We start from the raw sequence: 15,159 nt of genomic DNA, 5'->3' as shown, positions 1-15,159 counted from the left end.
ACTCAATGAGCCACCACGGTATAGGGAATGGTCGCAATCGGCTCGAAACCGTGATCCGTGAGCTGGCTCAGCTCCACCTGCCAGCGGCCAACATGCGCCGTCTCCAGATATCGGGTGACCCGATAACGCATGCCTTTGGCGGTTTTCAGCAAGGTGTGCGGATACGGTCGGCTTTCATAACGGAAGCTCATACGGACTTCCGCATCCGCCTGTTTGGGAACCAGGAAACTCATCCACAGCAATGGCCGCGAGCCTTGCACAATACGATTGGTGTCCAGCTCGCCAGCACACTGGGCGGCATTATCAGCGCCTCTCACCACCTGACTACAGGCCTTGGCTTCCAGCAACAGCGGATACTGGCCTTCGTAGATATAGGAAAAAACCCGGTTTACCTCATCTGCTGAGGGATTTTCTGCGGCTATGGCAACTGGTGCTGCCAATAACAGTGGCAACAGACCAGCCAGCAACTTCAAGCGCATTTCAACGGCTCCTGATTAGCAATTCCGCCCGGCCAATTACCAGGCGGCGCTGACTATACCGTATCCTTACGACAGCATCACTGCACCAGCAGTATGATTTGTTGCTGCAAATTTGATCCCGCCAGCGCAGTAATCAGCCTTTTAAATAGGTCTGCACCGCCGTCACCAGTCCGTCGGTAAGTTTGCCAAGGTCCTCTTCGCTCATAACAAACGGTGGCATCACGTAGACATTGTCGGCAAATGGGCGAATCCAGATGCCCTGCTCAACGCACAGCGGCTGCAGTCTGGCCAGTTCGGCAGGCTGCTCCAGCTGCACCACCCCAATCGCACCTAACACGCGTACATCCCTGACACCAGCATGGCCTCGTAATGGCGCCAGCCCCTTGTTCAAACCGGCGGCAATACGTTCGACTTTTTGCTGCCAGCCAGATTGCATCAGCACGTCAATACTTTCGCAGGCCACCCGGCAAGCCAGTGGGTTGGCCATAAAGGTTGGCCCGTGCATAAAACAACCGGCTTCGCCCTTGCTGATGGTTTCCGCCACATGGGTCGTCGCCAGCGTGGCTGCCAGGGTCATGTAACCGCCGGTGATGGCTTTACCGACACACAGAATGTCCGGGCTGATATCCGCATGTTCACAGGCGAACAGCTTGCCGGTACGGCCAAAGCCGGTAGCGATTTCATCAGCGATCAGCAGTACGTCAAACTCATCACACAGCAGCCGCGCAGCTTTCAGGTAGTCCGGATGATAGAAGCGCATACCGCCGGCGCCCTGCACGATTGGCTCCACAATCAGCGCTGCCAGTTCGTGGTGATGCAGGCTGAGTTTTTCATGTAACGCGGCGATGTCCCGATCCAGCTGCTCAGCATCGAATTCGACATCATCACGAGGGAAACAAACCTGCGGCTCTTTCAAAAACAACTGCTGTGGCAACATGCCTGCGAACAGATGGTGCATGCCGCGCTGCGGGTCACATACCGACATGGCGCCCATGGTGTCACCATGATAGCCACGCTCCAGCGCCAGCAAACGCTGCTTCTGCGGATACCCACGGGCATGCTGGTATTGAATCGCCATCTTGATCGCGACTTCGACCGACACAGACCCCGAATCCGCCAGGAACACCTTGTCGAGCCCGGCAGGCGTCAGTGCCACCAGACGTTTGGCCAGTTCCACCGCCGGTTCGTGAGTCAGACCACCGAACATCACGTGCGACATGGCATCGAGCTGCTCGCGCGCGGCCTGATTCAGGCGTGGATGATTGTAACCATGCACCGCACACCACCAGGACGCCATGCCGTCGATCAGCTCACGGCCATCTTTCAGCCGCAACCGCACACCATGTGCCGAGACCACTTCCCACACCGGACCGGGCTGGGTCATGGAGCTGTAGGGGTGCCAGATGTGCTGACGATCAAACGCCAGGGTATCCAGTGGTGAGTAGCTTGGGCTGCGGGAAAAACCGCCAGCAGAACGGGAATCAGACATGCTGTACCTTCGGCAAATCGTTCAGAATTCAATTGCCGGCAAGACTACCGCAAATCTGTGACGATCCGCAGATCGAAAGCGCAACCAAGGCAACTACAGCGCCCGAAAATCTAACCAGAGTGGTATCAATCAGCACCAGTAAACCCCGGCGTCACATGCTGATTGACCTGTGCTGATGCTGGATTAGTGTCGATGCTGACGAATTCCACAAGGTTTATTCATGGCCAACGCCACTACTCCCATCTGGCAACAACGTATTGCCAGCGCCAATCAGCAACGGCAGCAGGCTAATCAATGGCGCCGTCGCCGTACATTGGCATCGGCGCAAGCGATTGAAGTAGAACAGGATGGCCGGACGCTGCTGAACTTCTGCAGCAATGATTATCTGGGGCTGGCCAATCAGGCCGGTGAAGACCTTGCCAAGGCGGCGCTGCAATGGGGCCTCGGCAGCGGCGCTTCGCATCTGGTGTGTGGCCATTCCAGTGTCCATGATGAACTGGAACAGGCACTGGCCGCCCATACGGGTTACCCCCGTGCCTTGCTGTTTTCGACCGGTTTTATGGCCAATCTGGGGTGTATCAATGCACTGACCCAGCGTGGCGACCTGATTCTGCAGGACAAACTCAATCACGCCTCGCTGATCGACGGCGCCTTGTTAAGCAGGGCCGATTTCCAGCGTTATCGCCATCTCGACTACGACCAGCTGCAACGCCAGTTAGAACAACGCAAGCAGGAAATGGCACTGGTCGTGTCCGACAGTATTTTCAGCATGGACGGCGACCTTGCCGATGTCGCCCGGCTCAGCCAGCTGTGCCAGCAACAGAATGCCATGTTGATGATTGATGATGCCCATGGCCTTGGCGTTTTGGGTCAACACGGCGCTGGCGTCCGCGATCACTTCGATTTGAGTGCTGCTGAACTGCCGCTGTATATCGGTACGCTGGGCAAGGCGCTTGGCGGTTTTGGAGCCTTTGCCGCCGGTGACGAAGCGACCATGGATTATCTGGTGCAGTTCGCCCGTCCCTACATTTATACCACCGCATTGCCACCGGCCGTTGCAGCGGCGATGCTGGCCAATCTCGAACGCATGAAAAACGATCAGCTGCGGCTGCAACTGCATGACTCGATCCGTTATTTCCGCCAGCGCGCCAGTGAACTGGGTTTGAATCTGATGGCTTCTGACTCACCGATCCAGCCGCTTATGGTTGGCCCGGAAACCGATACTCTGGCAATCAGTGCCGCGCTGGAAGCCGATGGCATCTGGGTTACGGCTATTCGGCCCCCCACCGTGCCAGAAGGCAGCAGCCGTTTGCGTATTACCCTTACCGCTGCCCATCAGAGCCAGCACATTGACCGGCTGCTGGTGGCACTCGACCGCCATGTACCTGCGGAGCAACGTCTATGACCGCTATCTGGCACGCCTTGCCATCTGCGACCGCCAAACTAGGTTCAAATGAAGGCGCTGTTTATTATTGGCTGCCGGGCTGGAGCTTCAGCGCCGATATTTTTGCCGCCATCAGCCAGCAACTGCCCGGTCAACACTACGGCCTTGACTACCGGGCCTTGTGGGCAGCGCTGCAAGAAAAGTCTGCCACAGCAGATTTTGCAGCGGCGGTTGAATTGATAAGCAGCAGCCCAGGCCATACAGATCAACAACAAACAGCACAATCGCGACCAGCCCACTGGATCGGCTGGTCATTGGGCGGCGCGCTGGCGCAAGCCTGTTGCAGCCAGCTCGCTAACAAGCCGCAAGCGGCTCAAAGCCTGACCGTGTTGGCCACCGGCAACCGCTTTTTACAGCAACAAGCCGGTGACAGCGGTATGGCGTCGGATACCTTTGAAGCATTCTGTGCCGGTTTCGACAAGCTGCCCGCCAAAACCCTCAAACGCTTTTTGATGTTGTGCTGTCAGGGTGCGGATAACGCCAAAAATCTGGCCAGCGAACTGGCTCAATTCCAGTTACCGCTGCAGAACAGCGATGAGTCCAGCAATCAAACCTTGCTGGCCACCACGTTGCAGTGGCTGACCCAATACGACCTCAATCAGCAATATCCGCTGCAGAACCTGACCGACAGTGCCGTTTGGTACGCCAGCAGTGATGCCCTGACGCCGGGCGACTTGCAGGCCAAACAGCTTGCAAACCACGGCCAAAGCCACGCAGCTGTGCTGGAAGCCGATCTACAAGATGCCCTGATCCAACGCCTGCAACTGCTGGCAGGAAGTCATTAATGAGCAATTTAACTCCAGCTACTCTGGCAGCTGATCAACAAGCGACCGATCAACAAGCAGCGGATCAACAAACGACTGACCAGCAAACCAGCAGCCCACAGCCGCTGCGTGACAAAAACCAGGTCAGCCGCCAGTTCAGTCGTGCGGCCAGCAGCTATGACAGCGCCGCGTCGATTCAACAACAGGCACTGAATCAGCTGATCCGCTTGCTGCAACAACAGCACCCGGACGGTATCAACGGCCACTGGCTCGATATCGGTTGTGGCACCGGCATGGGTCTGCAGCCACTGCAGTTGCTCGGTGCCAGCAGCCTGCACGGCATCGACCTGGCCGATGGCATGCTCAGAATCGCCCGCCAGAAAGCTGAATCCCTGCCCTGCCCGGTGCGTTTCAGCCAGGCCGATGCGGATCAGCTGCCGATTCAGCCGGAGAGTACCGGCGGTGGTCAGAATGGCAAAAGCAGGCTGCTCGCCAATGGCATTTTGTCCAGCCTGATGCTGCAGTGGTCGGAAGATCCGGAGTTAACCCTGAGAGAATGGTTTCGGGCGGCACAGCCAGGCGCCACCCTCGCCGTCGCCACCCTGCTGCCGGGCACCCATGCAGAAATTGCCAGCACCTGGCAACAGATCGACCAGTACCGTCACGTTAACAACTTCGTGACTGAACCGGTGCTGCAACAGGCGTTGGCCAACAGTGGCTGGCAGCTGCAGCAATGGCAAACCGGCCTGCTGCAGGAAGATTACTCGTCGGTCACTGCCTTGTTAAAAGGTCTGAAAGCCATTGGTGCCACCAATGTAAACAGTGGCCGCCGCCCGGGTTTGGCCGGACGTCAGCTGGTACGACTGTTCGAGCAGTACTACCCCAAAGACAACAACGGCCATTGTCCGCTCAGTTATCAGCTGTGCTGGTTTATTGCGTACAAACCTGAATCTCAAACGACCTGAATACCAGCAACCTGAATACCAGCAACCTGAATCTCAGCACCTGATCATCTCGAATTTCCGGAGTTTCCCCATGGCTGCCAAACAGCGCTTTTTCATTACCGGCACCGATACTGACGCTGGCAAAACCCTGGTATCGGCCGCCATCCTGGCGTCGGCACAACAACACGGGTTGTCGACTTTTGGTCTGAAACCCGTGGCTGCGGGCTGTGAACAGGATGCCGATGGTCAGCTGAAAAATTCCGATGCTCTACTGCACCAGATGTTCAGTGCTCCGGCGCTGGACTATGCCGTACACAACCCGATTGCACTGCAGGCCGCTATCGCGCCGCATATCGCCGCTGAACAAACAGGCAGCCCACTGACACTGGATGGCCTGCTGGCAGCCTGCCACCACAGTCTGGATCAAAGCAGCGCCGACGTTGAACTGGTCGAAGGTGCCGGTGGCTGGCTGGTGCCAATCAACAACCAGCATACGCTGGCGGACCTGGCGGTCGAGCTGAACAAAACCCGACCATTAAAAGTGATTCTGGTGGTTGGCCTGCGCCTCGGCTGTATCAACCACGCCATGCTGACCTTGCAGGCAATTCAGGCATCCGGACTGGACGTCGCGGGCTGGGTTGCCAACAGCCTGAGCCCGGCGATGGAAGTCGAAAACGCCAATATGGATTATTTGCTGCAGGCCTTCGCAAAACACAAGGTTCCAAATTTGGGTCATATCCCTTATTTCAGCAATCTTGAAACCGATCTGGCAGAAACCCCTCTGGACCTCAAGCAGCATGCAGCAAGGCTCGCGGCAGATTCACTGAGCTTGTTTGAAGGGTGAACAACCAGACCAGAGACAGCTGCGACAATGAGAAGCGGTCGCGAGTAATTCCCTTTTTGTTCAGGTCTATTTAAGATTCAAGTAATAACATCACCTGTTACACCCATGACCGTTAAAAAGGGAACCTCATGAAACTGAATTTCAAGGCCATCGTAACTGCTTCCATGATTACCGCAGCCAGTATTGCTTCTGCTCACGCCATGGAAGACGCTGAAGACGCCATCGAATTTCGTCAGTCCGTATTTCACCTGGTCGGTGCACACACTGGCCAGATGGGCGACATGATCAAGGGTAAAAAGGATTTCGACGCCGCTGAATTCCAATACCGTGCAGACAGCATGGCGGCACTGGCCAAGATGGGTCTGGAAGGTTTTACCTATCCAGGTTCCGACAAGGGCGACACCAAGGCCAAACCAGCCGTATGGGAAGACATGGACGGCTTCAAGACCAAAATGAACAAGTTTGTGTCTGATACCGCTGCGCTGTCTGCGGCTGCCAAATCCGGCAATCTGGACACCATCAAGCCAGCCTTTATGGAAGCCGCCAAAAACTGCAAGGCTTGCCATACCGATTACAAAAATCGTTAATTTGTAAAAGGCCTGCCAGCATACCAGAGCCGTTGTCCCGACATGTCGGGACCCTACGCAGGCGGTGTAAATTCACCTGCGTAGGGGCAAGGCATGCCTTGCCAGGTTGATCAAGCCGGGTTGCAACAGCAACCCGGCTTTGTCTGTTCTCCGAATCAACCAACAATCCAGTAGTAACAACCACCCCAGATTGGCAAAAACATTGCCCAGGCGATCAGGCCATTTTTCAGCTTCGGCGCAGTGACGTCAGCATCTACCATATCCTTGCGTTTGCCGCTAACCATGGCCTCCGCCAGCCGCTCACCCTTGATCCGATATACAATCACCGCCAGTACGTGGATCACCACAAAACCGATAATAAAATTAAATATCAGGTGATGCAGTTGCGAAAACGTCGTGGCGGTTTCAGCCGATACATATTGCACCAGTGGTCCTTCGGTAAAAATTTCATCGGTGGCAAATAAACCAGATACCCATTGCATGCCGATAACCAGTAACAATGCTACAACCATCAACGCCCCCATTGGATTGTGACCGGTATGATTTGTCGGTTTGCCTGACAATATGCTGGCAGCATATTGGCGAATAGCACCTGGGCCTTTGATAAAGGATGTAAAACGGGCGTTTTCCGAACCGATAAAACCCCACAGGATACGGGTAATCCACAATGCCCCCAGACAGGCCGCCAACGTCATATGCCAGCCCATTTCAGCCTCCTCGGCAGTCCACCAGCAGCCTCCAATTAACACCAGCTGCAGCCAGTGGTAGCCACGAATAAATCCGTCCCAGATTTTCACTGTCCATTCCCCTCTGTTTAACGCGTTATACTGTAAAAAAGTTATTAAGCTGTCGGCATTACCCATAACATCGGGTAAAGTTTCATTCGCCTTGTTGTAATGGATTTTGCCAGACAAGAATAGTTCTCGCCTCATTCACTGATGGAATATCACCAGAATATGAACAAGCCCAGTATTTTCGGTCTGTTTATCTGCTTGTCGCTGGCAGGCTGTAGCGCTCCTTCCTACATTCCAATGACCCAGGAGTTGCGCCAACAGGAAAAAATCTCTGACGAAGAGATGATGAAGCTGCAATATTTTGTGTGTCCGGGGGTAAGCATCTCGTTCCACGACAAGATCGATGACAGCATGGTCAAGAAGGGCGTGCTGATTCAGCGTGATGGCACTTATGACATCAAACTGCAGGCCGACGAATGGACTCCCGGGGTTTCACTGCTTGCAACTGAAAATATTGTCGCAATCAGCTTCGAACGTGGTCTTGGGTTACCATTCGGGGTAGAAAATGTTGGCGATCAGGGCGCCTACAAGATTCTTGGTCGCCAGCAAAATGGCAGTTTCGAAGTTTTCTACGATGGTAAATGGTTCACCATGCAAACTGGTCTGGCAATGGAATGTGGCCCGCAGCAGTTTCAGGTGCCACAGCTCTGGGTTGATACAGACTCTTTGCAGGAAGTAATTGATGAACGGCGGGAATTCAAGGGCCGGATGGTGGAAGACTACCGTGGTCGCGACAAGAAGCTGGAGCTGAATCCCTGAGTCGATCCATGCTGATTCGTCCAGCCGCTCCGCTTTATAAAATAACCAACCGTTGAACCCGGTATTGCCGTATGGATCCCGAATCTCGCAAGCTCGTTCGGGAAGACGGGTTAAAATCAATCAAACCGCTATACCACCACCGTCATCCCGGGCTTGCCCCGGGATTCATTCTGATTCGCCCGGCCGCTCCGCTTTATACAATAACGTCACTGCGGACCAACCGCTGGTAAAACGCCAACTCCCGTTCTAATAACAAAGCCCGGTTTGCTGCCTTGCGGAAGCCGTGGCCCTCGCCTTCAAACAGCTGGTATTCCGATTCAATTCCCCGATGCTGCAGGGCATCAAAAATATCCCGCGTCTGGGCCGGAGGCACTACTTTGTCGAGGCTGCCCTGAAAGAAGATCACTGGCAGCTGAAAGCTGTCGAGCTGCTCAATCGGCGAACGTTGCCGGTAGATATCCTGCTCCGTTGCCGCATCACCAATCAGCCAGTGCAAATAGTGCGACTCAAATTTGTGAGTGAATTGATTCAGCAGCAGTAAGTCGCTGATGCCATATAAACTGGCGCCACCGGCAATACCGTGTTGAGCCGCTTCCGCCTGAGCTAACACCTGCAAGACGCTATAACCACCAGCACTGTTGCCGCGCACAAAAATCTGGCCATGGTTTGCCAGCCCTTGCTGACAGATAAAATCGCAGGCGACAAACACGTCTTCAATGTCGGTGATTCCCCAGCGTCGCTGCAGGGCATGACGATAACTGCGACCAAAGCCGGAGCTGCCGCGATAATTCAGCACCAGCACAGCAAAGCCCTGATCGCACCAGAACTGCCGCTGAGCATCAAAGCTGCTGTCGGCAAAGGCCGTCGGACCGCCATGCAGCTGGATAATCAAACGCTTGTCAGCCGCTGCCGCAACGGCCGGATAAAACCAGCCATATAACTGTTGTACGGCGGCTGTCGCCATCGAGTCAGGCAACGGAATCGTTAATAGCTGCGGGCGGCTGATCGCTATTGATGTCTCGACCAGCTCTTCAGCACCCGGCTGCAGGCGAAACAAACAGGAAGCCGATGCCTGCAGGCCATAATCCATCTGCTGCCAGCTGGCAATCATCGGCCCACCCAACTGGCTTTCAACCATGGTAAAGCATTGCAACCGCTGATGATTGGCGACCACTGAATGATAGCGGGCGGCATCTGATATTCCCTGCGTCAGCGTCTGTATGCCTTGCTCAAACAGCTGGCCAAATCCCGCCTGTCCTTGCTGCGTAAATGCGGCGACCAATGTATTACCCGGTAAACAGGCCCAATGACGGCCGCCCAGCTGCCATTGTGCTGCTGCAAATTCCGCGTCGGAGGGACACAGGGATTCAACCTCGGCAGCTGAATCTGCAGAGATTGAATGATAACGGTATAAATTCCAGCTGGATTCCGCCTGATCCATCCCGGCTGTCGGGCTCAGATGATCACTAACCCAAACCAGCCGATCAGCAGAGTCAAATCCCGGCTGTACACAGGAGATGTCATCCAGCTCGGCATTAAACTGCCAGCTAATATCAGCAACGCCCCCGGTGTCGTCCAGCGAAGCCAGTGTCAGACTGGTTGCCAGCCAGGGTTGCCAGGGGTGGTTCCAGCTTAACCAGGCCAGTTGTGAGGAAGTTGAATCCAGCGCAGGGCTGGAATAAAAATCACAGCCCTCGGCCAGCACCGAGCGCTCCCCCGTCAGCGCAATCGCCACCAGCCGGTTCACTGCTTCCTTGGCAGTGCCCTGCTCAACTCCGCTGTGGTCTTCTTCCACCGCAACAATACGCTGGAACACAGGATCGAATATCAGATCGCCGTAGCGACAGTGCGGAGCCCACCAGAGGCAGACTGGCTCTGGCAATTGTGATACATCCCCGTCGTCGGTTAACTCCAGCCAATAAATGCGCTGATCTTTTTCGTTCACAAACGCGAGGCCTGCAGCAGTCTCCTGATGTGCTGAGCCAGACCACAAACACCAGCTACCACCACCGTATTCATGCACCCGGCTGCGACTGCTGAACTGCGGCAAGGGATACTCAAACAGATCCGGGCGATTCAGATTGGCCAGACAAATGCGGTTACTGGCCAGCAGCGGATCGAATTCCAGCCAGCCCAACCAGTTACCCGCGGTTCTCAGTTCTGCCCACTGTTTACCCTGTTGGGCCGCTCGCAGGCTGTCCTTATGAACGGGCGATGATGTTGCGTTCATTTAACGCCAGTGCTGCTTGCTGGTTATGCGTGTTACGGGCCAGTTTGGGACTGTGACCAGCTCCGCCAGCCGCCATCGACTCGGCCTCGTAACGGGCTTGCAGAATCTTGCCGTGGGCAGACGATTTGCTGCAAACCGGGTCGGCGTTGGCGGCATCACCGGTGAGCTTGAACGCCTGACAACGGCAACCACCAAAATCCTTTTCCTTTTCATCACAGGAGCGACAAGGTTCTTTCATCCACTCGTAACCACGGAAGTGGTTAAAGCCGGTCGAGCGATACCAGATTTCCTCTAACGAGTGATCGAGCACATTGGGGAAGTCGATCGGTAGTTCACGGGCACTGTGGCACGGCAAGGCAGTGCCGTCCGGAGCGATGGTAAGGAAAATATTACCCCAGCCATTCATACAGGCTTTGGGTCGCTCTTCGTAATAGTCCGGCGTTACGAAAATCAGCTTCGGCCCGGCACCGCCAAGCTTGTCGCGATACTGATTGGTAATGGCTTCCGCCCGTTGTAGCTGGGCTTTGGTCGGCAGCAGATGCTCGCGATTGATAAAGGCCCAGCCGTAGTACTGGGCGATTGCCAGTTCCACAAAATCTGCTTTCAGCTCAATCGACAGTTCAATGATCTTGTCGATTTCATCAATATTGTCACGATGAATCACGAAGTTGAGCACCATCGGATAACCCTGCTCTTTCACTTCACGCGCCATCGCCAGTTTTTGCTGAAAGGCTTTCTGACTACCGGCCAGCCGATTGTTGAGTTCTTCGGAACTGGCCTGAAAGCTGACCTGAATATGATCCAGCCCGGCGGCCTTGAAATCAGCCACCCGGCGATCATCCATCCCCAACCCGGAGGTAATCAGGTTGGTGTAATAGCCCATCGCGCGAGCTTCACGGATCAGGATTTCCAGATCCTGTCGCACCAGCGGTTCACCGCCGGAAAAACCCAGCTGAGCGGCTCCCATCTTGCGCCCCTGCTCAAACACACTGATCCACTGATCAGTCGTCAGCTCCTTGCCGCTACCCTTGAGGTCGAGCGGGTTTGAGCAATAGGTGCATTGCAGCGGGCACTTGTAAGTCAGCTCCGCCAGTAGCCAGAACGGTCGTCCGGCACCGTGCGGGTTGGCTGGTGTTTTGGCTGGCATCTCAGGCGAATTGAATCCACTGTCGCTCATGGGCTACTCCCAGAAATTCAACGATGTCGTCAGTCAAATCACCAGCTTCGGGGAATTTGGCCTGCAGTGCACTGATAATCTCAGCGACCGAACGCTCACCATCCACCATCACCATGATTTCACCGGCGCTGCCGTTCAGCTGCACCATACCTTCCGGGTACAAGAGTACGTGCGACTGCTGGCTGTCTTCCCACTGCAGGCGGTAAATCGAGCTGATAACCGGCACCTGTTCAGGTGTCATCAGAGCCATTAGTAAACTCCCTTGTGATACTGCACCGGGTTGCCCATGCCATCGGCATCTACCGTGTGATAGGGCTTGCGGTCGAGATAATAGGCCATGGTCATGGCATCCAGCATGGTCCAGAGGATATCCAGTTTGAATTGCAGGATATCCAGAGCCTGTTCCTGCTGGGCACGGGTCTGGAAGTGATCCAGCGTGACTCGCAAACCGTGTTGGACATCCCGGCGGGCCTCACTGAGACGACCACGGAAATATTGCAGCCCTTGCTGGTCAATCCAGGGGTAATTCTGTGGCCAGGTATCCAGTCGTGACTGGTGGATTTCCGGCGCAAACATTTCGGTCAGCGACGAACAGGCCGCTTCCTGCCAGCTGGCGCGCCGGGCAAAGTTGACGTAGGCATCAACGGCGAAACGTACGCCGGGCAATACCAGCTCCTGTGACAGCATGGTGTCACGATCAATACCGACGGCTTCACCGAGCTGCAACCAGGCCTCGATACCCCCTTGGGCACCGCCATAACCATCGTGATCCAGAATCCGCTGCACCCACTGACGACGCTCTTCGCGGTCCCGGCAGTTGGCCATGATGTTGGCATCTTTCACCGGGATCATGATCTGGTAATAAAACCGGTTGGCAACCCAGCCCCGAATCTGTTCCGGGGTACATTCACCCATGTGCATGGCTACATGGTACGGGTGATGAATATGGTACAGCGCGCCCTTGGCACGCAGGCGTTGTTCAAATTCCTCGCGGGACCAGGGCTGGTTGCTGTTTTGATCTGTCATGCGTTAACACCTCATATATGGTTCGCAGCCTTACTGCGATGGGGAATTTATTATTGTTCTGCGCTTTCCCCAGTGGTCGGATGGCACAGGCTGATCCGACCAACAATAGTTCACCGTTAAATCTCGATTTCCATTCCGTCGAAGGAAATCTCAACACCCTGACTTTCAACAATGGCACGTTGTTCAGAGTTCTCGTCCAGAATCGGATTGGTGTTGTTAATGTGGATCAACACCTTGCGCTTGTCGGGATACTGCGCCAGCACTTCCAGCATGCCGCCAGGGCCGGACTGCGCCAGATGCCCCATCTGCTGGCCGGTGGATTTACCCGCTCCCAGCACAATCATTTCGTCATCGCGCCAGACGGTGCCATCCACCAGCAGTACGTCGGCTTTTTCCATCCACGGAATCAGGTGCGGTTCAATCTTGCCAAGACCCGGCGCATAGAACACCGAACCACCGGTGTTGGTGTCTTGCAGGAACACACCAATGTTGTCGCCCGGCACCGGATTGTCACGGCGTGGCGAATACGGCGGAGCGTTGCTGTCGAGTGGCATCGCATGAACACGCAGGTTATCGATACCCGGCACTGTGAAACCGCTGTCGGTATCCAGTGAAATAGCCTTGCGCTGCAAACCGCCATTCCATTTTTTCAGCATGGTAAACAGCGGGTAGCCTGTGCTCAGGTCTTCATAAACCGGGTCGGTACAATAAACATCCAGTGGCAGACCTTCGCGCAACATCAATAGCCCGGTGGTGTGATCAATCTGGGCGTCCATCACCACCACGGCTTCGATACCGGTATCACGCAGCTTGCGCGCCGGTTGCAACGGCGCAAAGGAGGCCAGCTGATTACGAATATCCGGCGAGGCATTAAACAGCAGCCAGTGTTCACCATCGGTGGAAACACAAATTGAAGATTGGGTACGAGCCTGAGCCTGCACGGTGCCATCACGGAAGCCCTTGCAGTTGGCGCAGTTACAATTCCACTGCGGGAAGCCACCGCCAGCTGCGGAGCCAAGAACGTGGATTTTCATGAGATGTCCTGTACGACGCTTTTTCTAATTATTGTTGCTAACGGTCATTCAGTCTTTAGCGGAACAGTCTTTTCGGCACTACAAAAAGTTATGGATAGAATACCGAAATTCATACATCAGACCGTTTAAGCGAAAATGCCCGGAATATCACTACCCCGGGCATTCCCAGCCCTTCGGCATAGCCGAGGGCAATCAGCTCACGAGAGCGCTCTGAAACGGCATGGACAGGTTAAAAAGGTATAACCTGCTGTGCTGTATCATCACGCCCTGGCTTGCTTAGCGATGGCTGAAGTACATGGTTACTTCGAAGCCGATACGCAGATCTTTGTAGGCTGGTTTAGTCCACATAGTTGTTTCCTCTTATTGTTATGAGACAGGGTAATTCCTGTCCCTTGAACACCTTCCCAAAGGCTTCTGGTTTATACCATCCGCACTTGGGTCTATGGAGAGGTATCAGTAGTCGTAGACCTTTACGGCTAATATCGCCTTTCCGATACCAATGATATCACCAGCCTTTGCAGGTTCCAGCCGGAACGAATACCGATGATGATGTTGACAGTGTGTGGCAGGACTGGCCGCAAAAAAACACTACTTTAGCTGTTTCAGAATAGGCCCAAAGTATTGCTTTTAACGGTTGCTTGATGACTGTCCTGCGCGGGCATCCGGCTGCAGCTGTTCCAGCAGGAAGTCGATAAATACCCGAACCCGGGCAGGCATGTTGGCACCGCCCACAAACAGGGCGTGGATCTCTTCCCGGTCGCAGGGGTTAAAGTCTTCCAGCAAGGCCACCAGCTGGCCGCAGGCCAGTTCTGGTCCGACATGAAAACAGCCAATGCGGGTAATTCCCAGCCCCTGTAACGCAAGCTGCACCAGGGTTTCACCATTGTTTGCCCGCAAATTGCCATTGACCGGTAACAATTGATCTTTGCCCTCCAGGCGGAATGGCCAGCCAGGTTCAATCCGTCGAAAGCTGAAATCGAGGCAGTTGTGCTGTGTCAGGTCGAATGGATGTTGTGGCTCACCATGTCTTTGCAGATAGCTGGGGGAAGCCACTACCACGCGTCCGGTGCTGCCCAGATAACGAGCCGTCAGCGCGCTGTCCGGCAAGCTGCCAAAACGAATCGCCACATCCACGTGGCCGCCCTGAACATCCGCCAGTTCATCACTGATCTGTACTTCCAGTTGGATACCCGGGTAGCGTGCCAGGAATTCCTGCAGCAGTGGCACTATGATCAAACGCCCGTGCGCGTGGGCCATGCTGACCCGCAGCTGACCTTTAGGGCTGGCCCTGTCGGCAATGGCAGATTCAGTTTGCTGCAAATCGGCCAGAATACGCCGCGCCGCCAGGGCGTAATCCTCGCCTTCTCGGGTCAGCCGCAAGCTGCGCGTCGTCCGCACCAGCAAGCGAATGCCAAGTCGTTCTTCAATCCGAGAGACCACCCGACTGACTGCCGATGGTGTCAGCCCCAACGTCCGGGCGGCACCACTCAGGCTGCCCGCACAAGCCACCGCCAGAAAGGTTTCCATTTCACTGGTGCGATCAATTCGCCGGTTGTTCAAAGCCATTTATCCACCTGCTGCAGTTGTC

16 protein-coding genes are annotated in these 15,159 nt (G+C 55.1%); 6 read left to right on the top strand and 10 right to left on the bottom strand.

Annotated features, from left to right (window positions below; genetic code table 11):
• Window positions 1–2: 2 nt before the first annotated feature.
• Window positions 3–479: a hypothetical protein gene (locus K6123_RS04375; RefSeq protein ID WP_221794555.1), complete on the bottom strand. Its 477-nt coding sequence runs from the start codon at window positions 477–479 to the stop codon at window positions 3–5.
• 133 nt (window positions 480–612) lie between these two features.
• Window positions 613–1,968 carry an adenosylmethionine--8-amino-7-oxononanoate transaminase gene (bioA, locus tag K6123_RS04370; protein WP_221794553.1) on the bottom strand — a complete coding sequence of 452 codons (1,356 nt, stop codon included), beginning with the start codon at window positions 1,966–1,968 and terminating at the stop codon, window positions 613–615.
• Between the two features lie 220 nt (window positions 1,969–2,188).
• Between bioA and bioF the strand changes: the two genes are divergently transcribed.
• From bioF to K6123_RS04345, 5 genes are all read left to right on the top strand, one after another.
• Entirely contained in the window at window positions 2,189–3,373 is a 1,185-nt protein-coding gene (gene bioF, locus K6123_RS04365; RefSeq protein WP_221794551.1) for an 8-amino-7-oxononanoate synthase, read from the top strand.
• Window positions 3,370–4,197: a thioesterase domain-containing protein gene (locus K6123_RS04360; protein WP_221794549.1), complete on the top strand. Its 828-nt coding sequence runs from the start codon at window positions 3,370–3,372 to the stop codon at window positions 4,195–4,197. The genes bioF and K6123_RS04360 overlap by 4 nt, the downstream gene beginning before the upstream one ends.
• Window positions 4,197–5,141 (top strand): methyltransferase domain-containing protein, encoded by a 945-nt coding sequence (locus K6123_RS04355; protein ID WP_221794547.1) that lies wholly within the window; start codon window positions 4,197–4,199, stop codon window positions 5,139–5,141. Before K6123_RS04360 ends, K6123_RS04355 begins: the two co-directional genes overlap by 1 nt.
• 70 nt (window positions 5,142–5,211) lie before the next feature.
• Window positions 5,212–5,964 (top strand): dethiobiotin synthase, encoded by a 753-nt coding sequence (gene bioD, locus K6123_RS04350; RefSeq protein WP_221794545.1) that lies wholly within the window; start codon window positions 5,212–5,214, stop codon window positions 5,962–5,964.
• A gap of 128 nt (window positions 5,965–6,092) precedes the next feature.
• On the top strand, window positions 6,093–6,551 hold the full coding sequence (locus K6123_RS04345) for a c-type cytochrome (protein ID WP_221794542.1): 459 nt from the start codon (window positions 6,093–6,095) through the stop codon (window positions 6,549–6,551).
• Between the two features lie 155 nt (window positions 6,552–6,706).
• Here the strand turns inward: K6123_RS04345 and K6123_RS04340 are convergent, their stop codons facing one another.
• Window positions 6,707–7,465: a cytochrome b/b6 domain-containing protein gene (locus tag K6123_RS04340; RefSeq protein ID WP_221794541.1), complete on the bottom strand. Its 759-nt coding sequence runs from the start codon at window positions 7,463–7,465 to the stop codon at window positions 6,707–6,709.
• Window positions 7,466–7,507: 42 nt separating this feature from the next.
• Here K6123_RS04340 and K6123_RS04335 point away from each other — a divergent pair, with 42 nt between their 5' ends.
• Entirely contained in the window at window positions 7,508–8,104 is a 597-nt protein-coding gene (locus K6123_RS04335) for a hypothetical protein (protein WP_221794540.1), read from the top strand.
• 193 nt (window positions 8,105–8,297) lie between these two features.
• Here K6123_RS04335 and K6123_RS04330 read toward each other — a convergent pair whose 3' ends face one another.
• The 7 genes from K6123_RS04330 to K6123_RS04300 all read right to left on the bottom strand — a co-directional run bounded on the left by K6123_RS04330 (window position 8,298) and on the right by K6123_RS04300 (window position 15,137).
• Window positions 8,298–10,334: an alpha/beta hydrolase family protein gene (locus K6123_RS04330; RefSeq protein ID WP_221794538.1), complete on the bottom strand. Its 2,037-nt coding sequence runs from the start codon at window positions 10,332–10,334 to the stop codon at window positions 8,298–8,300.
• The gene (gene pqqE / locus K6123_RS04325) at window positions 10,306–11,511 is read right to left on the bottom strand and encodes a pyrroloquinoline quinone biosynthesis protein PqqE (RefSeq protein WP_425517699.1); all 1,206 of its coding nucleotides are present in this window, start codon (window positions 11,509–11,511) and stop codon (window positions 10,306–10,308) included. The genes K6123_RS04330 and pqqE overlap by 29 nt, the downstream gene beginning before the upstream one ends.
• A complete protein-coding gene (gene pqqD, locus K6123_RS04320) occupies window positions 11,483–11,761 on the bottom strand; it encodes a pyrroloquinoline quinone biosynthesis peptide chaperone PqqD (protein WP_246624626.1) in 279 nt (92 codons plus the stop codon). The genes pqqE and pqqD overlap by 29 nt, the downstream gene beginning before the upstream one ends.
• Window positions 11,761–12,537 (bottom strand): pyrroloquinoline-quinone synthase PqqC, encoded by a 777-nt coding sequence (pqqC, locus tag K6123_RS04315; RefSeq protein WP_221794536.1) that lies wholly within the window; start codon window positions 12,535–12,537, stop codon window positions 11,761–11,763. Before pqqC ends, pqqD begins: the two co-directional genes overlap by 1 nt.
• Window positions 12,538–12,653: 116 nt before the next feature.
• The gene (gene pqqB / locus K6123_RS04310) at window positions 12,654–13,571 is read right to left on the bottom strand and encodes a pyrroloquinoline quinone biosynthesis protein PqqB (RefSeq protein WP_221794534.1); all 918 of its coding nucleotides are present in this window, start codon (window positions 13,569–13,571) and stop codon (window positions 12,654–12,656) included.
• A gap of 276 nt (window positions 13,572–13,847) precedes the next feature.
• Entirely contained in the window at window positions 13,848–13,919 is a 72-nt protein-coding gene (gene pqqA, locus K6123_RS04305; protein WP_084644881.1) for a pyrroloquinoline quinone precursor peptide PqqA, read from the bottom strand.
• 279 nt (window positions 13,920–14,198) lie between these two features.
• Window positions 14,199–15,137, bottom strand: a complete 939-nt coding sequence (locus K6123_RS04300; RefSeq protein WP_246624625.1) for a LysR substrate-binding domain-containing protein — start codon at window positions 15,135–15,137, stop codon at window positions 14,199–14,201.
• Between the last annotated feature and the right edge of the window lie 22 nt (window positions 15,138–15,159).

It is taken from the genome of Oceanobacter mangrovi (assembly GCF_019740315.1).
GTDB classification, from domain to species: Bacteria; Pseudomonadota; Gammaproteobacteria; order Pseudomonadales; family Oceanobacteraceae; genus Oceanobacter; species Oceanobacter mangrovi.
Note: the sequence above shows the minus strand (reverse complement) of the source record. Positions and strands in the feature narration are given on the sequence as shown.